Origin of the sequence: Salipiger sp. 1_MG-2023, assembly GCF_030547555.1 — a bacterium.
GTDB lineage: Bacteria > Pseudomonadota > Alphaproteobacteria > Rhodobacterales > Rhodobacteraceae > Salipiger.
The window spans coordinates 1-14,236 of sequence record NZ_JAUOQN010000033.1 but is presented as its reverse complement, the minus strand read 5'-3'; the positions used below and the strand labels follow the sequence as shown (position 1 = coordinate 14,236).

At 65.2% G+C, this 14,236-nt stretch carries 19 protein-coding genes and 1 tRNA gene; 3 read left to right on the top strand and 17 right to left on the bottom strand.

Going from position 1 to position 14,236, the window contains the following annotated elements:
- Positions 1-358 precede the first annotated feature (358 nt).
- From Q4543_RS15370 to Q4543_RS15310, 13 genes are all read right to left on the bottom strand, one after another.
- On the bottom strand, positions 359-1,126 hold the full coding sequence (locus Q4543_RS15370) for a LamB/YcsF family protein (protein WP_303439532.1): 768 nt from the start codon (positions 1,124-1,126) through the stop codon (positions 359-361).
- A gap of 9 nt (positions 1,127-1,135) precedes the next feature.
- Entirely contained in the window at positions 1,136-2,149 is a 1,014-nt protein-coding gene (locus Q4543_RS15365; protein ID WP_303439531.1) for a biotin-dependent carboxyltransferase family protein, read from the bottom strand.
- Positions 2,146-2,877 (bottom strand): allophanate hydrolase subunit 1, encoded by a 732-nt coding sequence (locus Q4543_RS15360; protein WP_303439530.1) that lies wholly within the window; start codon positions 2,875-2,877, stop codon positions 2,146-2,148. Before Q4543_RS15360 ends, Q4543_RS15365 begins: the two co-directional genes overlap by 4 nt.
- Positions 2,878-3,025: 148 nt before the next feature.
- Complete coding sequence (locus Q4543_RS15355; protein ID WP_303439527.1) at positions 3,026-4,276, bottom strand: aminotransferase class V-fold PLP-dependent enzyme; 1,251 nt, start codon at positions 4,274-4,276, stop codon at positions 3,026-3,028.
- Positions 4,273-4,461 carry a DNA gyrase inhibitor YacG gene (locus Q4543_RS15350; RefSeq protein ID WP_303439526.1) on the bottom strand — a complete coding sequence of 63 codons (189 nt, stop codon included), beginning with the start codon at positions 4,459-4,461 and terminating at the stop codon, positions 4,273-4,275. The genes Q4543_RS15355 and Q4543_RS15350 overlap by 4 nt, the downstream gene beginning before the upstream one ends.
- Positions 4,458-5,474, bottom strand: a complete 1,017-nt coding sequence (locus tag Q4543_RS15345; RefSeq protein ID WP_303439524.1) for a ribonuclease E/G — start codon at positions 5,472-5,474, stop codon at positions 4,458-4,460. Before Q4543_RS15345 ends, Q4543_RS15350 begins: the two co-directional genes overlap by 4 nt.
- On the bottom strand, positions 5,471-6,046 hold the full coding sequence (locus Q4543_RS15340) for a nucleoside triphosphate pyrophosphatase (protein ID WP_303439522.1): 576 nt from the start codon (positions 6,044-6,046) through the stop codon (positions 5,471-5,473). The genes Q4543_RS15345 and Q4543_RS15340 overlap by 4 nt, the downstream gene beginning before the upstream one ends.
- 66 nt (positions 6,047-6,112) lie before the next feature.
- A complete protein-coding gene (infA, locus tag Q4543_RS15335; protein ID WP_005620785.1) occupies positions 6,113-6,331 on the bottom strand; it encodes a translation initiation factor IF-1 in 219 nt (72 codons plus the stop codon).
- Between the two features lie 93 nt (positions 6,332-6,424).
- Positions 6,425-7,309 (bottom strand): carbon-nitrogen hydrolase family protein, encoded by an 885-nt coding sequence (locus Q4543_RS15330; protein WP_303439493.1) that lies wholly within the window; start codon positions 7,307-7,309, stop codon positions 6,425-6,427.
- Positions 7,306-7,974, bottom strand: coding sequence for a GNAT family N-acetyltransferase (locus Q4543_RS15325; protein ID WP_303439491.1), 669 nt, complete (start codon positions 7,972-7,974; stop codon positions 7,306-7,308). The genes Q4543_RS15330 and Q4543_RS15325 overlap by 4 nt, the downstream gene beginning before the upstream one ends.
- Entirely contained in the window at positions 7,974-8,372 is a 399-nt protein-coding gene (locus Q4543_RS15320) for a ketosteroid isomerase-related protein (RefSeq protein WP_303439489.1), read from the bottom strand. The genes Q4543_RS15325 and Q4543_RS15320 overlap by 1 nt, the downstream gene beginning before the upstream one ends.
- On the bottom strand, positions 8,369-8,815 hold the full coding sequence (locus tag Q4543_RS15315; protein WP_303439487.1) for a low molecular weight phosphatase family protein: 447 nt from the start codon (positions 8,813-8,815) through the stop codon (positions 8,369-8,371). The genes Q4543_RS15320 and Q4543_RS15315 overlap by 4 nt, the downstream gene beginning before the upstream one ends.
- A gap of 3 nt (positions 8,816-8,818) precedes the next feature.
- Positions 8,819-9,298 (bottom strand): UPF0262 family protein, encoded by a 480-nt coding sequence (locus Q4543_RS15310; protein WP_216003010.1) that lies wholly within the window; start codon positions 9,296-9,298, stop codon positions 8,819-8,821.
- Between the two features lie 437 nt (positions 9,299-9,735).
- On the opposite strand from Q4543_RS15310, the gene Q4543_RS15305 reads away from it, so the two are divergent.
- Entirely contained in the window at positions 9,736-10,278 is a 543-nt protein-coding gene (locus tag Q4543_RS15305) for an alpha/beta hydrolase (protein ID WP_303439484.1), read from the top strand.
- Here the strand turns inward: Q4543_RS15305 and hisD are convergent.
- The 4 genes from hisD to Q4543_RS15285 all read right to left on the bottom strand — a co-directional run bounded on the left by hisD (position 10,268) and on the right by Q4543_RS15285 (position 13,566).
- Positions 10,268-11,569: a histidinol dehydrogenase gene (gene hisD / locus Q4543_RS15300; protein WP_303439482.1), complete on the bottom strand. Its 1,302-nt coding sequence runs from the start codon at positions 11,567-11,569 to the stop codon at positions 10,268-10,270. The two genes, Q4543_RS15305 and hisD, sit on opposite strands and share 11 nt — an antisense overlap.
- 102 nt (positions 11,570-11,671) lie before the next feature.
- Positions 11,672-12,136, bottom strand: a complete 465-nt coding sequence (locus Q4543_RS15295) for a DUF2948 family protein (RefSeq protein ID WP_303439481.1) — start codon at positions 12,134-12,136, stop codon at positions 11,672-11,674.
- Positions 12,133-13,404 (bottom strand): UDP-N-acetylglucosamine 1-carboxyvinyltransferase, encoded by a 1,272-nt coding sequence (gene murA, locus Q4543_RS15290; RefSeq protein WP_303439479.1) that lies wholly within the window; start codon positions 13,402-13,404, stop codon positions 12,133-12,135. Before murA ends, Q4543_RS15295 begins: the two co-directional genes overlap by 4 nt.
- Positions 13,405-13,566 (bottom strand): hypothetical protein, encoded by a 162-nt coding sequence (locus Q4543_RS15285; RefSeq protein WP_216003005.1) that lies wholly within the window; start codon positions 13,564-13,566, stop codon positions 13,405-13,407.
- Between the two features lie 115 nt (positions 13,567-13,681).
- On the opposite strand from Q4543_RS15285, the gene Q4543_RS15280 reads away from it, so the two are divergent.
- Both Q4543_RS15280 and Q4543_RS15275 read left to right on the top strand, forming a co-directional pair.
- A tRNA-Thr gene (locus Q4543_RS15280) sits at positions 13,682-13,756 on the top strand.
- 91 nt (positions 13,757-13,847) lie between these two features.
- Positions 13,848-13,973 carry a hypothetical protein gene (locus Q4543_RS15275; protein WP_303439476.1) on the top strand — a complete coding sequence of 42 codons (126 nt, stop codon included), beginning with the start codon at positions 13,848-13,850 and terminating at the stop codon, positions 13,971-13,973.
- Positions 13,974-14,236 lie beyond the last annotated feature (263 nt).

The following is a 14,236-nucleotide window of genomic DNA, read 5'->3' as shown; positions in this document are numbered from 1 at the left end:
TCAAGGTGATCCGGTCGTGCAAGGTGTCACTCTGCCCGTAGACGCCGCGCCCTGTCTGCGCAAGACCCGTGGCCGGTTGGCCCCCGCCCGGGAGCGCAGGCCGGGGCCATATCATGTGCAGGGGATACACCATTTTGCGCCTGTCATCCTCCCGAACGCCTGAGCATTCCGACCAGAGCTACGCTGCAATGGTTAACAAGACGTTACCGCCGCGCAGGCCCCGCCCCGACAGAGACAGCATATTGAGGGGCCGTAGTTTTCAGATTTGCAGGCCTCTGGAAACGCCGCGCGCCAGCGCTGGCGTCGGCGGGCTGATCACACAGACCGCCGACCAGACCACCCGCCTGCGCCAAGTGATCTAGCCACGGCCGGGGAAGACCTTCAACGTCACTCCGGCCGCTTCAAGCGCGCTGCGAACGGCGCGAGCGATCAGCAGCGCGGTCTTGCCATCGCCATGCAGGCAGATGGTGTCGACCGCCGCCGGAATGTGCTTGCCGCTTTCGGTGATGATCGCACCGGCCTGCACCATCCGGACCATGCGCTCAGCCGCCTGATCGGGGTCATGGATGACCGCGCCGGGCAAGGAGCGATCCACCAGCGTCGCATCGTCATTATAGGCCCGATCCGCAAAGATCTCGCCCGCCCAAGAGCAGCCCAGCGCCTGCACCGCCTCTTGCTGCGCAGTCGCGGCAAGCACCATGATGATGATTTCGGGATCGACCCGCAGCGCGCCCTCATAGGCGGCCCGGGCCAACGCGGCATCCTCGGCGCACATATTGGCCAGCGCGCCGTGCAGCTTGAGATGGCGCACCTTGCCGCCCGCCGCCCGCGCCATCGCTTGCGCCGCCCCCAGCTGATAGGCGACCAGATTGCCCAGTGACGCACCGGAAATCTGCATCCGGCGGCGTCCAAAGCCCTGAAGGTCGGGAAAGCCGGGATGCGCACCGATGCCAGTGCCGTTTGTCACGGCGCTCTGCAGGGTTGCAGCCATCACATCCCAGTCGCCGGCATGCATGCCGCAGGCGATATTGGCCGAGGTGATCACCGACAGCAGCTCATCGTCCTGCCCCATTTTCCAGGGACCAAAGCTTTCGCCCATGTCGGCATTGAGATCGACGCAAGTCATGATGTGCTCCTAATGGTCGTGGTGATCGCCGCTGGAAAAACCGCTGACCAGCTTGTAGCTTAGCAAGTCGGGCACATCGGCGGGGTGGCGCACGATGGGCTGAACGCTGCGCGGCAAATCCTTGATATGCTTTCGATAGGCGGCTTCGGCGGTCAGCGCCTCGTCGATCGTCACAAAGCGAAAGGCCAGCCGCGCCCCGGCCGGCGCCTGCGCAATGCGCGGCAGATCGGCAGGAATGACGGTGGCAAGGCGCGGGTAGCCACCGGTGGTCTGGCATTCCGCCATCAGCACGAAGGGCGCCCCGTCGCCGGTCATCTGGATATCCCCGGGCGAGATCACCTCGGACACCACCGACAGCCCGCCAAGCGCGCCATAGCCGTCGCCATCGGGGTTCAGCTTGACCCCCATGCGATTGGCACGGCCATCACGGGTAAACCCTTCGGAGCCAAACCGCGCCACCTGCTCTGGCGGGAACAGCGCGGTCTGCAGGCTTTCCACCACCCGCAGCGTTCCGCCGGAAAAACGGTCGGCAACCGGCAGCTTGCGCCCGGTCTCGCCGCCCCGGTCCGGGCCGATCGGCAGGCGCGCGCCCGCCTCGATGGCAGCGCCCAGCCCGGCGGTGACATGCGCCGAGCGCGCCCCCAGCACCTCGGGTCCATCAAAACCACCGCCCACATGCAGGTAACCATAAGCGCCCGAAGTCGCAGGCCCGATATCCAGCTTCGCCCCCTTGGGCAGCAGGTGCGCCGCGTGCCAAAGCACCGGCGCTCCGTCGATCTTGGCCCGCATCGGCGCGCCACTCAGGGCGATGCGCGTGTCCTGCGACGCCTCGAACAGCCCGCCCATGCCGCCCATCTCAAGCGCCAGCGTCTCGCGCTGCCCAAGCAGCGCCGCGCCTTCGGCCAGCGCCAGCCGGTCCATCGCGCCGCCCTTCGACAGCCCGTAGGTGATCCATCCCGGACGCCCCGCATCCTGCAAGGTCAGCGCCGGGCCGGCACGATGCACGATCAGCACACGGCTCATGACAACACCTCGCTGCTCACGCCGCCATTCACCATGCCGCGCAACGCCTCGGCAGACACCGCCGGAAACACCACCTCATCGCCCGGCGCCAGCAGAAACGGCCGCTCGGCCCCCTCGCGGAACAGCTCAGCGCCGGTCTGCCCGACATGCCGCCAGCCGGTCGGCGCACTCACGCCAAACAGCACCAGTTGCCGGATCGCCACCACCAGCGCCCCCTTCGGAACGCGCGGCGTCAGCGCTTGCTGGCGTGGAATATCCCAGCACTCGGGAAGCTCGCCAAGATAAGGCTGTCCGGGCGCAAACCCAAGCGCCGTCACCCGCACCCGCGCGCCCGAAAGCGACTCCAGCGCCTCGGCCTCGGACAGGCCTGCCGCCGCCGCCGCCTCCGCAAGCTGCGGCCCTGACGTGCCACCATAGACCGTGGGAATACGATGCAACATCCGCCCATGCGGCAGTTCAGCCTCCAGCCAGTCCCGCGCCGCGATCAGCTCATCAAGCCGGGCGTGCAGCACCGCATGCGCCAATACCAGCGGATCGAACCGCACATAGCAGGACACCAGCGAAGACGAGCTCTCCTCGATGCCCTCCCAGCCCTGCGCGTCCAGCGCGGCGCGAAAGGCAATGGCGGCGCGATTGGCAGGCTCGCTCAGCCGGTCGCCAAAGCTCACCAGCATCCCGTCCAGCCCCACCGTCCGGATCAAAGGGAAAACAGCATCATCTAGCGGCATCGGCGCCTCCGTCCTGTCGTCAAACTCGTTTGAACGTCAACGATTGGCAACGCTCTTGCAATCGTCACGCCGCCCGGGTTTCTTCTGGCTTAAAATATCCCGGGGTGAATGCCGCCATCGGCGGCAGAGGGGCAGCGCCCCCCTTTTCTTACCCCAGTATCCGCGTCATCGCCGCAAGGAAGGACGCAACCTCGCCTTCGGTGTTGTAATGGCACAGCGAGACCCGCACGCAATCGGGTTTGCCCAGCGGCGTCAGCACGTTGCCCGAATAGTGATCGGCCTTGCGCGTATGCACCCGGATGCCCTCGTCAGACAATGCCGCAACGATCTCGGCCGAGGCCTTGCCATCGACATAAAACCCCACCAGCCCTTCGCGCGCGGGGTTGTCCACCCCGCCGATGATCCCGACGCCCGGCATTTCGGCCAGCCCCGGCAGGTTGCCGGTGCCGTGCAGCATGGCGTGGGTCAGCGCCGCCTCATGCTCGTGGATGGCGCGGCCTGCCGCCTCGATGCGCGCACGGCGGTCGGTTGCGTCCGACACCCGTCCACCAAGCCAGTCGAAATAGCCGACCACGTCGGAGAAGGTCGCATAGGCCCCCGTGTCGCGCGTGCCCAGCTCCCACGATCCTTCCGGCGCGCCGATCAAGGCGTTGTGACGCAGCGCGCTCAGCCGCTCCGAGGCCCATGCCAGCCCGTAACCGTGGCGCGAAAACACCTTGTACGGAGACATCACATAGCCATCGACCCCTGCCGCCGCCACGTCGATGCCGCCATGGCAGGCATGCTGGATGCCGTCGACGATAATCAGCGCCTCGGGCGCCACCGCGCGGATCGCCGCGGCAATGCCGGGCAGATCCATGCCCATGCCAGTCACCGGCGACGTGTGCAGGATCGTCGCCACCTTTACATCGGGGGTGACGGCGGCGGCATAGGCCTCTGGCGTCACGGTGCCGGTCGCATCGTCATGCGCGATCAGCACATGGCGCTTGCCCGCCACCTGCGACCAGCGCGCGGCAGCGCTGCGCGACGCCGGATGCTCGATCGTCGAGCCAAGCACCACGCCCGCCTCGCTGCCAAGACAGGCATCGGCGATCAGGCGGAACAGCAGCTCTGTGCCGCTTTCGCCGACAATGATCTTGCCCCCGGTCGCATTGAGAAACAGCGCCGCATCCGCCCGCGCCTTGTCGATCACCGACACCAGCGCGTGGGACGCGGCATTGTCGCGCCCCTGATTGTCTGGGATGGCAGCAAATTTCGCCGTGGTCTCGACCACCGATTTCAGCGTCAGCGCCCCGCCGGCGTTCTCAAAGAACACCCGCGGCCCGGTAAAGGGGCAGGTATCGACATGGGCGAACTTGCCACGGATGTCATCCAGCAATGCGGGTGTGATGGCGGTCAATGTCTGGTATCCTCGTCTCGGGCGCGCTCTGCGGCCTCGATGGCGTCTTCGACGTCGTCGGGGTCGGTTGACGGAATCGCGTAGCTGCCCGTCATCCATTTCGCAAGGTCCACATCCGCGCAGCGTTTGCCGCAGAACGGGCGGTATTTCGGATCGGTTTCGCGGGCGCAGATCGGGCAGCTCATGCCAGGATCTCTGCCAGTGGAACCCTCTCGCGCTTGCGCTGAAGCTCGATCAGCCCCAGTTGCGTCCAGCCAGCGATGATGGTTTCGGTCGCGTCCTGCTTGAGCGCGGCGCGCAGCACCTGCTCCATCTGGCGGCGGTCCTTCTTGGGCGCGGGGGCCGGATCGACCAGCACCTGCCCGCCAAGCCCGCGCAGCCGCAGCTGCCGCGGCAGCTCGCGCAGCGCCGCCATATTGGCCTTGAGCCCGGCAGCGGGCGACGTATCGCCACCGGTATTGATATCGACCGCGACCAGCGCGCGCGTCGGCTCGATATACATCGACCCGCCCCCGGCCAGCGGCACAAGAGGCCCGCGCAGCGCGTCGATCATGTCAAGCACGCCATGCGCATCGAAGCTTTCCGCGCTGTCGTCGATCTCGTCGGCGGTCCATTCACGCCAGGCGTGGATGTGGGGGCTATCGCCCTCGACCAGCACCTCGGCCGCGCCGGACTCATCTGCCAGCACCTGCGCCGCAAGCTGCACCATGGCCGCGATATCCTCGGCGATATCCTGCGGATGGGCCTCGGCGCAGGACGAGCGCAGGATCAGCCCATGCTCGCCCTCCATCACATCATGGGCGATTTCCAGCAGCGTCTCACGCAGATCGTCATCGCGGATCTGGCGCGAGACATTGATGCCGGGCGCGCCGGGGGTGACGATGGCATAGCGAGATTTGAACAGCAGGCGCGTGTTGACCGGAATCGCCTTGCCCGGGTCGGCATAACCGCTGACCTGAACCAGCAGCGGCTGGCCCGGCGCAAGCCCCTTGACCTGCCGCAGAAACGCATTGCCATCCGGGGTTTCAAGGAACATCCCGCCCTGCCCCTTCATCGGGCGCAGCGCCACGGCACGATATATCGTGCCCGGGCGGGGATGATCGCTGTCGACAAGCAGGTCGTGAAGCTGGCCGTCGACGATCAGCGCGGCCGCTTCGGCCCCGTCGATCGCGCCAAGTGCAATGGTGCGTCCCTTCATGACCCCTCGTATAGCGGAAATCCCGCTGCCTGCAAAAGATTGGCGGTCTCGGCCAGCGGCAGGCCGACAACGGCCGGAAAACTGCCCGAGATCCACGGAATGAACGCCCCGGCAGGCCCCTGAATGCCGTAGCCGCCCGCTTTGCCCTGCCAGTCACCGCTGGCGACGTAGCTTGCAATCTCGGGCGCAGACAGGCGTTTCATGCGCACATCGGTGACGACGTCGCGCTGCCAGATCCGATCGCCGCGCTTGACAGCAACGGCAGTGATCACCTTGTGCCGCCGCCCCGACAGCAGATCGAGGAAACGGCGCGCCTCGGCGGCATCTTCGGGCTTACCGAGGATTCGCCGCCCCAGCGCAACGGTGGTGTCGGCGCAGAGCACCAGCTCGCCGTCGCCGCAGGCGATCGCCTCGGCCTTCTCGCGGGCGAGTCGCACGCAATAGGGGCGCGGCAGCTCGTTCCTGCGCGGCATTTCGTTGATGTCGGGGGGGCGGATCTCCGACGGGGTCAGCCCGAGCTGAGCGAGCAACTCGCGCCGCCGGGGGCTGCCCGATCCAAGGATCAGTTTCATGCGCGGGCCCGCGCGAACATGGTCCGCAAAGCGGAGTTTGCCGGTGTCTTCAGGCCCATGCGAGGCTTACTTGAAGCGGTAGTTGATCCGACCCTTGGTCAGATCGTAAGGGGTCATTTCCACCTGGACCCGGTCGCCTGCCAGAACGCGGATGCGGTTTTTCCGCATCTTGCCTGCCGTGTGCGCGATGATTTCATGGCCGTTCTCGAGTTCGACCCGGAATGTCGCGTTGGGCAGGAGTTCCTTTACGACGCCGGGGAATTCGAGAGTGTCTTCCTTGGCCATGTCGTCTCCTGAAGTCGCTATTCCGCCAAAGCTCGCGGAACGCGTCAGGATATGCGCCCAAACGCGCGGCTTTTCAAGGCTAGAATAGCGAAATCACGAAAGGCTCCGCAATTCGGCGGGGTGATCCCGTCCGGCCTGCTCGTCCCAGTGGGTGCGGTTGAGCACGACTCCATCCTTGCGGACCCGCGCCACCGCGTCAAGATCAACGTCAGCATAGGTCCAGCCGGGCCGGTCCATGACCCCCTGCGCGATGATCCCGTCCTCGGGGAAGCCGGTGTCGGGCGGGCCAAAGACGCCACCCCTGCCCCGGCTGGTTTCGACGGAGGTCGACCAATCGCAATCCCCGACGGTCGAGGACATCACGGTGATGCATTGCTGTTCGATCGCTCGCGCCCGGCACCCCGAACGCACGCGGTTGAATCCATAGGCGGCCTCGGTGGTCGAGGGCACGAGGATCATATCCGCCTCGCTCAGCGCCCGGCCCAGAAGCGGATACTGGCTGTCGTAGCAGATCAGGATGCCGATCTTCCCGAGGCTGGTGTCGAAGAGCTGCAACGGGCAACCGGGGACAACGTCCCAGTCTTCGCGCTCGAAACGGGTCATGATCTGCTTGTCCTGAACCACCATGGCGCCTGAAGGAGCGAAGAACCGGGCACGATTCACCGGGCGCGGACCATAGGCCGGATCGAAGACCGGCGCCGATGCGGCAAGGATATGGGCGCCATGCGCCTTTGCAAGCTCGGCATGAAGCGCATCGACCCGCGGGATCAGCTCATTCACGGCGTGTAGCGAGGCTTCGAGATCCATCGCCGTGGCCCGCCCCTTTAGCGTTGCAAGCTCCATGCAGCCAAATTCGGGAAACACCATCAGCTCGGCGCCATTGCTGGCCGCCTCGGACACCCATTCGGTGAGCTTGGCGACGTAATCGTCCCAGCTATTGAGGAAATCCATCTGATAGGCGGCGGTGGCAAGTTTCATGGCTTGAGTCCTGTTGGTGAGAGCGAAGCCGGGGCGCTGCCCCGGACCCCGGGATATTTAAGGCCAGAAGAAGATGTTTGCGGATCGAGAGGTCTGATCCAGAATTGCAGGGGGTGGTCGGTTTCCTGCGTCTCGCCCACGTCCTTCCAGCGGAATGTCGCAACCGCATCCGGCAGGGGCGCATAGCCCCGCTTGCGCCAGAACGGGTCGAGCGGGGCGTAGCTGGCGGGCCGCAGCGGATGATCCGCCGGGCGCTGCACCGCGCAAAACGCGCTCAGGGTACAGCCCAGCGCCCGGCCATGCGCCTCGCGCAGATCAAAGAACCGATGTCCGGCGCCCTGCCCGCGATACACTGGCAGCAATACGGATTCGGCGCAGTAGAAAACCGTTGTCAGGTCGATGCCATGGCCCTCGAAGGCTCCGGAGAATTCCTCGGCATGATCCAGCATATGCGTGCCGGTCGCCGCCCCGACGAGGCGGGTGCCATCGAAGGCCCCGACCAGAACCGCCCGACCGGTGCCGCGATAGGCTTCGAGATAGCGCCTCTCGTAGGCGAGATCACCGTCGTAGAGATACGGGAACGCGCGAAACACCGAGATCCGCAGGTGGGCAACGTCGTCAATCGCCGCGTCCAGCGCGGCGCCTGTCAGAACCTCGACGCGCATCAGGAAACCTGACGGGTCCAGTCTGCGAGATTGTAATAGGTCACCACGCGGGTGATCTTGCCCCCCTTGAGGCTGAAGAACGATCCGGCGGGTAGGCGGTAGGTCTGGCCTCGCGCCTCGGGCAGGCCGGCGTCAGTCTTGAGGTAGGTGCCGTTCACGGTGAATTCGGCGGCGGCGCGGCTGCCGCCCTCGGCTTCGAAGATCACCATGTCGGTGAGATTTTCAGCGTAGCAATGGCTCATATGGGCGCAAAATTCGGCGAATTTGACCTTACCGATGCGCACCTGCCCCTCGTTGACGTGATGGGCCACCTCGGGGTCGAGGCAGGCCAGCATCGCCTCGGTGTCGCCGGAGTTGAAGGCTTCGAAATAGGCGCGGATCGTGTCGGTGGCGCTCATGTGGCTCCCCATCGGCTCTTGAGTTTCTCTCGGATCTGGTCGCGGGTCTGGCGATAGGCGTTGAGCTTGGTCTCGCGGGTTTCGCCCAGCCCCGTCGGATCCATGATCGGCCAGTATTCCACCGTCAAGTGGTAGAAACGGGTGAGGTCCAGCGCCGCGCGCTGCGAGGCGGGCGACATGGCGACGATCAGATCGAACCCCGACAGCGCCTCTCCCATCTCTTCAAGCTCGTCAAAGCTGCGCGACTTGTGATGATCAAGCTCGACCCCGATTTCGCGGCACACCGAAATGGCAAAGCCGTCGACATCGAGATCGTTGACCACCCCGACCGACTGTACATAGCTTTCAAAGCCATAGAGTTTTTTCATGATCCCCTCGGCCATGGGCGAGCGGACGGCATTGTGGTCACAACAAAAAAGCACCGATTGAGGCAGGCTGGCCAAATGTCAGCCTCCGAAATGCAGCACGCAGATCAGCGTGAAGAGGCGGCGCGCGGTGGCGTCATCGACATCGGCCTTGCCCTCCAGCCGCTCTTGCAGGATGCGCGCACCTTCGTTGTGAATGCCGCGCCGGGCCATGTCGATGGTTTCGATCTGGCCGGGCGTCGCGGTCTTGACCGCATCGAAGTAGCTTTTGCAGATCTGAAAATAGTCGCGCACCACCTCGCGGAAGGGCGACAGCGACAGGTGGAATTCGGCGCAGGGTTCGCCGCTTTCACTGGCCACGTCGAACACGAGGCGCTTTTCGCGGATGGCGAGGGCCAGCGTATAGGGCCCGGCGGGCACCTCGCGCTCGTCGCGCATTGGCAGCGTAAAGCTGTTCTCTTCCATAAGGTCGAACATCGCCACCTTGCGCTCCTGCTCGATCTCGGGCGTGGGCGGCGGCAGGTTCGCATCGTCAAGGACGATCTGCGAGATGTGGCTCATGAGCGGCATCCTTCAGCGGGTCGCGAAGTGGTAGCGCGCCCCCGCAACCGGCGCAACCGCGATGGCCCGCCGCCGGGGTTATTCCCGCATAGCGTGTTTCGTGCTAGGCTCACAGCGCATTTACACCACAGGTTTTCATCGCATGACAGCTTTTCAGGGGAAACGCCATGAGCAACCGCGCATTCGTACTGGTGCCCGGCTTTGGTCGCAAGATGCGCTCTCAGGAGCGTGACCGGCAAACCGTCGCGCTGAGCCATTACACCGGTGGCTGGCGTGGGACTGGCTGCTGGCGCGGCGCTGCTGACGGAAACGGTGATGGCAAACTTGCTACTTGTCTGGAGCACCGGGTTTCTTGAGAGTTTTTCAGCATCGCGGCCCATCTCAAGGCCGATCTGCGCGACGAGCCGCAAAGCGGGCAGCCTGCGAGCATCCGGGCGATGACCCGCCGGCGGGTGCTGGATCTGCTCGACCAGCTCGAGACCAACCCAACCGTGCACTACGATGAGATCTACGTGGTCGGCCATTCGCTGGGCGGGGTCATCGCGGTGGATGCGCTGGCGGAATTCGGCGATCGCAATGACGGCGTGGTGCTGTTCACATGGGGCTCGATGTTGGGGCTGATGACCCAGCAGGAGCCGCTGATCGAAGCCGAGATCGCCAAGTGCTACGAGGCTCCGACCCGCCTGAAGGGCTGGATCGACATCGTCTTCGCCAAGGACATGCTCAGCTCGCGCGTGCCGGTACCGCGGCGGCGCACGGAAGGCGGCGGCTTTGGTGAGAAGCGTGCGCGCGTCTTTGCCGCCTCGCGCAGCCCGCGCTTGCCGCGGGGGCTGAGCATCTTCGAACTCGCCGGCGTGCATGACGCCTATTTCCGCTGCGAAGACGCCATGCTGATGTTGGTCGGTCCGGCCAGCGCCCTGCCCGCGCCGGACCCCGGCACCCCCGAGGCCGCGCAGACGAGCGCCGCGATCAGCCGTTGAGCTTGCGCAGCCGCGCGGTGACGCTCAGCCCGTGGGCCTGAAGGCTTTCCGACGTCGCAAGGGTTTCGGCGGCCGGGCCGATGGCGCGCAGCGCCTGCGGCGACATCTGCGCCAGCGTCGTGCGCTTGAGGAAATCCAGCACCGACAGCCCCGACGAGAACCGCGCCGAGCGCGCCGTCGGCAGCACGTGGTTTGGCCCGCCGACGTAATCGCCAATGGCCTCGGGAGTCCATTGCCCCAGAAAGATCGCGCCCGCATGGTGAATCTGTTCCGACAGCGCCACCGGATCGGCGACGCACAGTTCCAGATGCTCTGGCGCGACGCGGTCGGACAGTGCCGCCGCCTCGTCCAGATCCCGAACCACGATCACCGCGCCATAATCGCGCCAGCTTGCACCGGCGATGACCGAGCGCTCCAGCACCTGAAGCTGGCGGTCGATCTCGGCCGCGACCGCCTGACCAAAGGCGGCATCGGTGGTGACAAGGATCGACTGGGCGCTTTCGTCATGCTCGGCCTGGCTCAACAGGTCGAGCGCGATGAATTCGGGATCATTGTCGGCATCGGCGATCACCAGAATCTCGGACGGACCGGCGATCATGTCGATACCGACTTTGCCAAACACCCGCCGCTTGGCCGCCGCCACGAAGGCATTGCCCGGCCCGGTGATCTTGTCGACCGGCGCAACGCTTTGCGTGCCATAGGCCAGCGCGGCGATGGCCTGCGCGCCGCCAAGGCGGTAAATCTCGTCGACCCCGGCGATGCGGGCGGCCAGAAGCACGGCGGGATTGATCACGCCGTCCGGGGTCGGCACGGTGATGCACAGCCGCTCGACCCCCGCCACCTTGGCCGGGATCGCATTCATCAGCACCGAAGAGGGATAGCTTGCCAGCCCGCCCGGCACATACAGCCCCGCTGCCGAAACCGGCGACCAGCGCCAGCCCAGCGTCGCGCCGTCGGGGTCTGTCCAGCGGGCGTCATCGGGCATCTGGCGCACGTGATAGGCGCGGATGCGCTCGGCGGCCTTTTCCAGCGCGGCGCGTTCCTCGGCAGAGACCTTGGCGCATTCGGCGGCGATCTCTTCGGGGGTAAAGCGCAGCTGCTCTGCCGTCAGCTCCAGCCTGTCGAAGCGCGCGGTATAGTCAAGCAGCGCCGCATCGCCGCGCGCGCGCACCTCGGCGATGATCGCCGCGACGGTGTCGTCGACATCGGGGCTGTCTTCGCGCTTGGCGGTGAGCAGCCGCGCGAATTCAATCTCGAAATCGGGCTCGGACGTGTCAAGAAACACCGGCATCACGTATCCTTTCGCAAGCTGCGCAAGCCTCTAAGGCGGCGGGGCCAGCCCGGCAACCCCGCCCCGTCATCTTTGCGGCATATGCCGCGCGGGGCAAAAGCGTTAATCGCCGTGATCGGGCAGCTTGCCCGACACTGCCGCATAGGGGCGCGTGACGTCGCGCAGCCCCAGTTCCAGCGCCTCGACCTTTGCCCGCAGCGCACCGTCTCCGGCGAGGGTGAACAGCACATGGCCGCTGCCCTCTTCGCCCGGCTCGAAGCTGACCGACAGGATCGACAGCACCGTATCCGTGTCGCCCGGCGTAACGCCCTGCGCCGAAACCCCCAACACGTTTTCGACCGTCAGCATCGCGCGCACCCGTTCGGGGGGCGAGACATGCACGCCATCCTCGCGCCGCAGCCGGTTCACCAGCAGCGCCAGCCGCCGGTGGCGTTTCTGCCATGCGATGTCCGACGCGGTCAGCACCGCATCCTGAAGCAGCGCCGACAGCACGGTCAGATCATCGGCGTCCATCGCGCCAAGGTTCAGCGGCGCGCCGCCAGCGTCTTCGAATCTTGCATCACTCACGCGTCTTTCACCCGTTCGATCTTTGCGCCCACACCCGAAAGCTTGCGCACCACATGTTCATAGCCACGATCCAGATGATACACCCGGCTCACCACGGTTTCGCCCTCGGCAGCCAGCCCGGCAAGAATCAGCGACACGCTGGCGCGCAGATCGGTGGCCATCACCGGCGCGCCCTTCAGCCGGTCCACCCCGGTCACCGTGGCGGTGCCGCCGTGAACATCGATGCGTGCGCCCATGCGGAGCAGCTCTGGCGCGTGCATGAAGCGGTTCTCAAAGATCTTTTCCTCCAGCACCGACGTGCCCTCTGCGGTGCACAGCAATGCCATGATCTGCGCCTGAAGATCGGTCGGAAAGCCGGGGAACGGCTCGGTGGTCACATCGATCGCCTTCACGACGCCGGTCTTGCGCGCGACCTTGAGCCCGCACGGCGTTTCCTCGACCGAGATCCCCGCCTCGTCAAGCTTGTGGCAGAAGGCTTCGACCAGCGCGATGGTGCCGCCAAGACATTCCACCTCGCCGCCGCAAATCGCCGGGGCAAGCATGTAGGTGCCCAGTTCGATGCGGTCGGTGACCACCCGGTGAGTCGCCCCGCCCAGCCGGTCGACGCCCTGAACGGTGATGGTGTCGGTGCCCTCGCCTTCGATCTGCGCGCCCATCTTGCGCAGGCATTGCGCCAGATCGACGATCTCCGGCTCGCGCGCGGCGCGCTTGATGACGGTGGTGCCCTTGGCCAGCGTTGCGGCCATCAGCGCGTTTTCCGTCGCGCCGACCGAAACGAAGGGGAATTCGATGATCCCGCCGTGCAGCCCGCCGATCGGGGCCTTGGCATGGACATAGCCCTCGCGCAGGTCAAGCTCTGCCCCCAGCGCCTCTAGCGCGCGCAGATGCAGATCGACGGGGCGTGCGCCAATGGCACAGCCGCCGGGCAGCGACACCTGCGCCTCGCCATGACGCGCCAGCAGCGGGCCAAGCACAAGAATCGACGCACGCATCTTGCGCACGATGTCATATTCGGCGCGAGTCGAGGTCAGATCGTGGCTCGACATCGCGAGCACCTGATCGTCCTGCAACCCCGACACTTCGGCCCCCAGCGATTGCAGCAGCGTGGTCATGGTGCGGATGTCCGACAGGCGCGGCGCATTGGTCAGCGTCAGCGGCTCGTCCGACAGCAGCGTCGCGGGCATGAGGGTCAGGCAGGCGTTCTTGGCACCTGCAATGGGGATCTGGCCTGAAAGCGGGCCGTTCCCGGTAACGACGATGGAATCCATCTATTCTGTGTCCTTCTCGCTGCTCTGCGCCTCTTGGGGCTTTTCATCCTGCCGCGCCCGCGCCTGCTGCTTGCGCCGGGCAAGATTCGCCTTGAGCGCGGCTTTGAGCCGCGCCTCACGGTCTGGTTTCCCTGATTTAGGGCTGGCTGTCTTGCGCTTCATGGACCTTCTTTAAAGCAGCGTGAAAAAACCGTCCAGAAGGGGCTTGCGCGCTTTGAACTTTGCCTTTAGAGACCCGCCCACACCAGATGGCACAACGGGCCACACGGTGGACGGCGCTGCTGTAGCTCAGAGGTAGAGCACTCCCTTGGTAAGGGAGAGGTCGAGAGTTCAATTCTCTCCAGCAGCACCACTTAAACTCATTGGAATCACTAAAATTCCTGTTTATCAGAGCTTTGCGCCGCCTCACTGGTACATAGAGGCGGGACACGATGAGATGTGCTATGCCCCAACCCGTCCTGATCGGATCGACATTCGACCTCCGGCTTCACGTGCCCAAAGACGTGGCCAGCAAGGCAAGCGGAACCACCGTTGCCACCTCGGTCGGAGAGCGCATCAGTCAGGCGTAGCTGACCACACGCCAAAGCATCGCTGCGCACGAAGGACTGGCCGGAAGCCAAGCGGCGCTACGCCATCGCCATCGAGATTTTGACCTTCGCATCGCACAGCACGTCGGTGACATCGGTGCTGGTGAATTGGGCGGATTCGACCGGTCATCGCAACACCTTGATTTTGGAGGTGTTGATTATGGCATTCTGAACCGCCCCGTGTTTACCGGAGAGTAAAACTCTCAAAAGATGAGCCTCATGACAGACAAGAAACACACCCTGAG

Bases quoted from the DNA above. Each gene is read 5' to 3' on its own strand.
- Q4543_RS15370 (WP_303439532.1), bottom strand. From the start codon at position 1,126: ATGACTTGCGTCGATCTCAATGCCGACATGGGCGAAAGCTTTGGTCCC.
- Q4543_RS15365 (WP_303439531.1), bottom strand. From the start codon at position 2,149: ATGAGCCGTGTGCTGATCGTGCATCGTGCCGGCCCGGCGCTGACCTTG.
- Q4543_RS15360 (WP_303439530.1), bottom strand. From the start codon at position 2,877: ATGCCGCTAGATGATGCTGTTTTCCCTTTGATCCGGACGGTGGGGCTG.
- Q4543_RS15350 (WP_303439526.1), bottom strand. From the start codon at position 4,461: ATGAGCTGCCCGATCTGCGCCCGCGAAACCGATCCGAAATACCGCCCG.
- Q4543_RS15345 (WP_303439524.1), bottom strand. From the start codon at position 5,474: ATGAAGGGACGCACCATTGCACTTGGCGCGATCGACGGGGCCGAAGCG.
- Q4543_RS15340 (WP_303439522.1), bottom strand. From the start codon at position 6,046: ATGAAACTGATCCTTGGATCGGGCAGCCCCCGGCGGCGCGAGTTGCTC.
- infA (WP_005620785.1), bottom strand. From the start codon at position 6,331: ATGGCCAAGGAAGACACTCTCGAATTCCCCGGCGTCGTAAAGGAACTC.
- Q4543_RS15330 (WP_303439493.1), bottom strand. From the start codon at position 7,309: ATGAAACTTGCCACCGCCGCCTATCAGATGGATTTCCTCAATAGCTGG.
- Q4543_RS15325 (WP_303439491.1), bottom strand. From the start codon at position 7,974: ATGCGCGTCGAGGTTCTGACAGGCGCCGCGCTGGACGCGGCGATTGAC.
- Q4543_RS15320 (WP_303439489.1), bottom strand. From the start codon at position 8,372: ATGAGCGCCACCGACACGATCCGCGCCTATTTCGAAGCCTTCAACTCC.
- Q4543_RS15310 (WP_216003010.1), bottom strand. From the start codon at position 9,298: ATGAGCCACATCTCGCAGATCGTCCTTGACGATGCGAACCTGCCGCCG.
- Q4543_RS15305 (WP_303439484.1), top strand. From the start codon at position 9,736: ATGACCCGCCGGCGGGTGCTGGATCTGCTCGACCAGCTCGAGACCAAC.
- hisD (WP_303439482.1), bottom strand. From the start codon at position 11,569: ATGCCGGTGTTTCTTGACACGTCCGAGCCCGATTTCGAGATTGAATTC.
- murA (WP_303439479.1), bottom strand. From the start codon at position 13,404: ATGGATTCCATCGTCGTTACCGGGAACGGCCCGCTTTCAGGCCAGATC.
- Q4543_RS15285 (WP_216003005.1), bottom strand. From the start codon at position 13,566: ATGAAGCGCAAGACAGCCAGCCCTAAATCAGGGAAACCAGACCGTGAG.
- Q4543_RS15275 (WP_303439476.1), top strand. From the start codon at position 13,848: ATGCCCCAACCCGTCCTGATCGGATCGACATTCGACCTCCGGCTTCAC.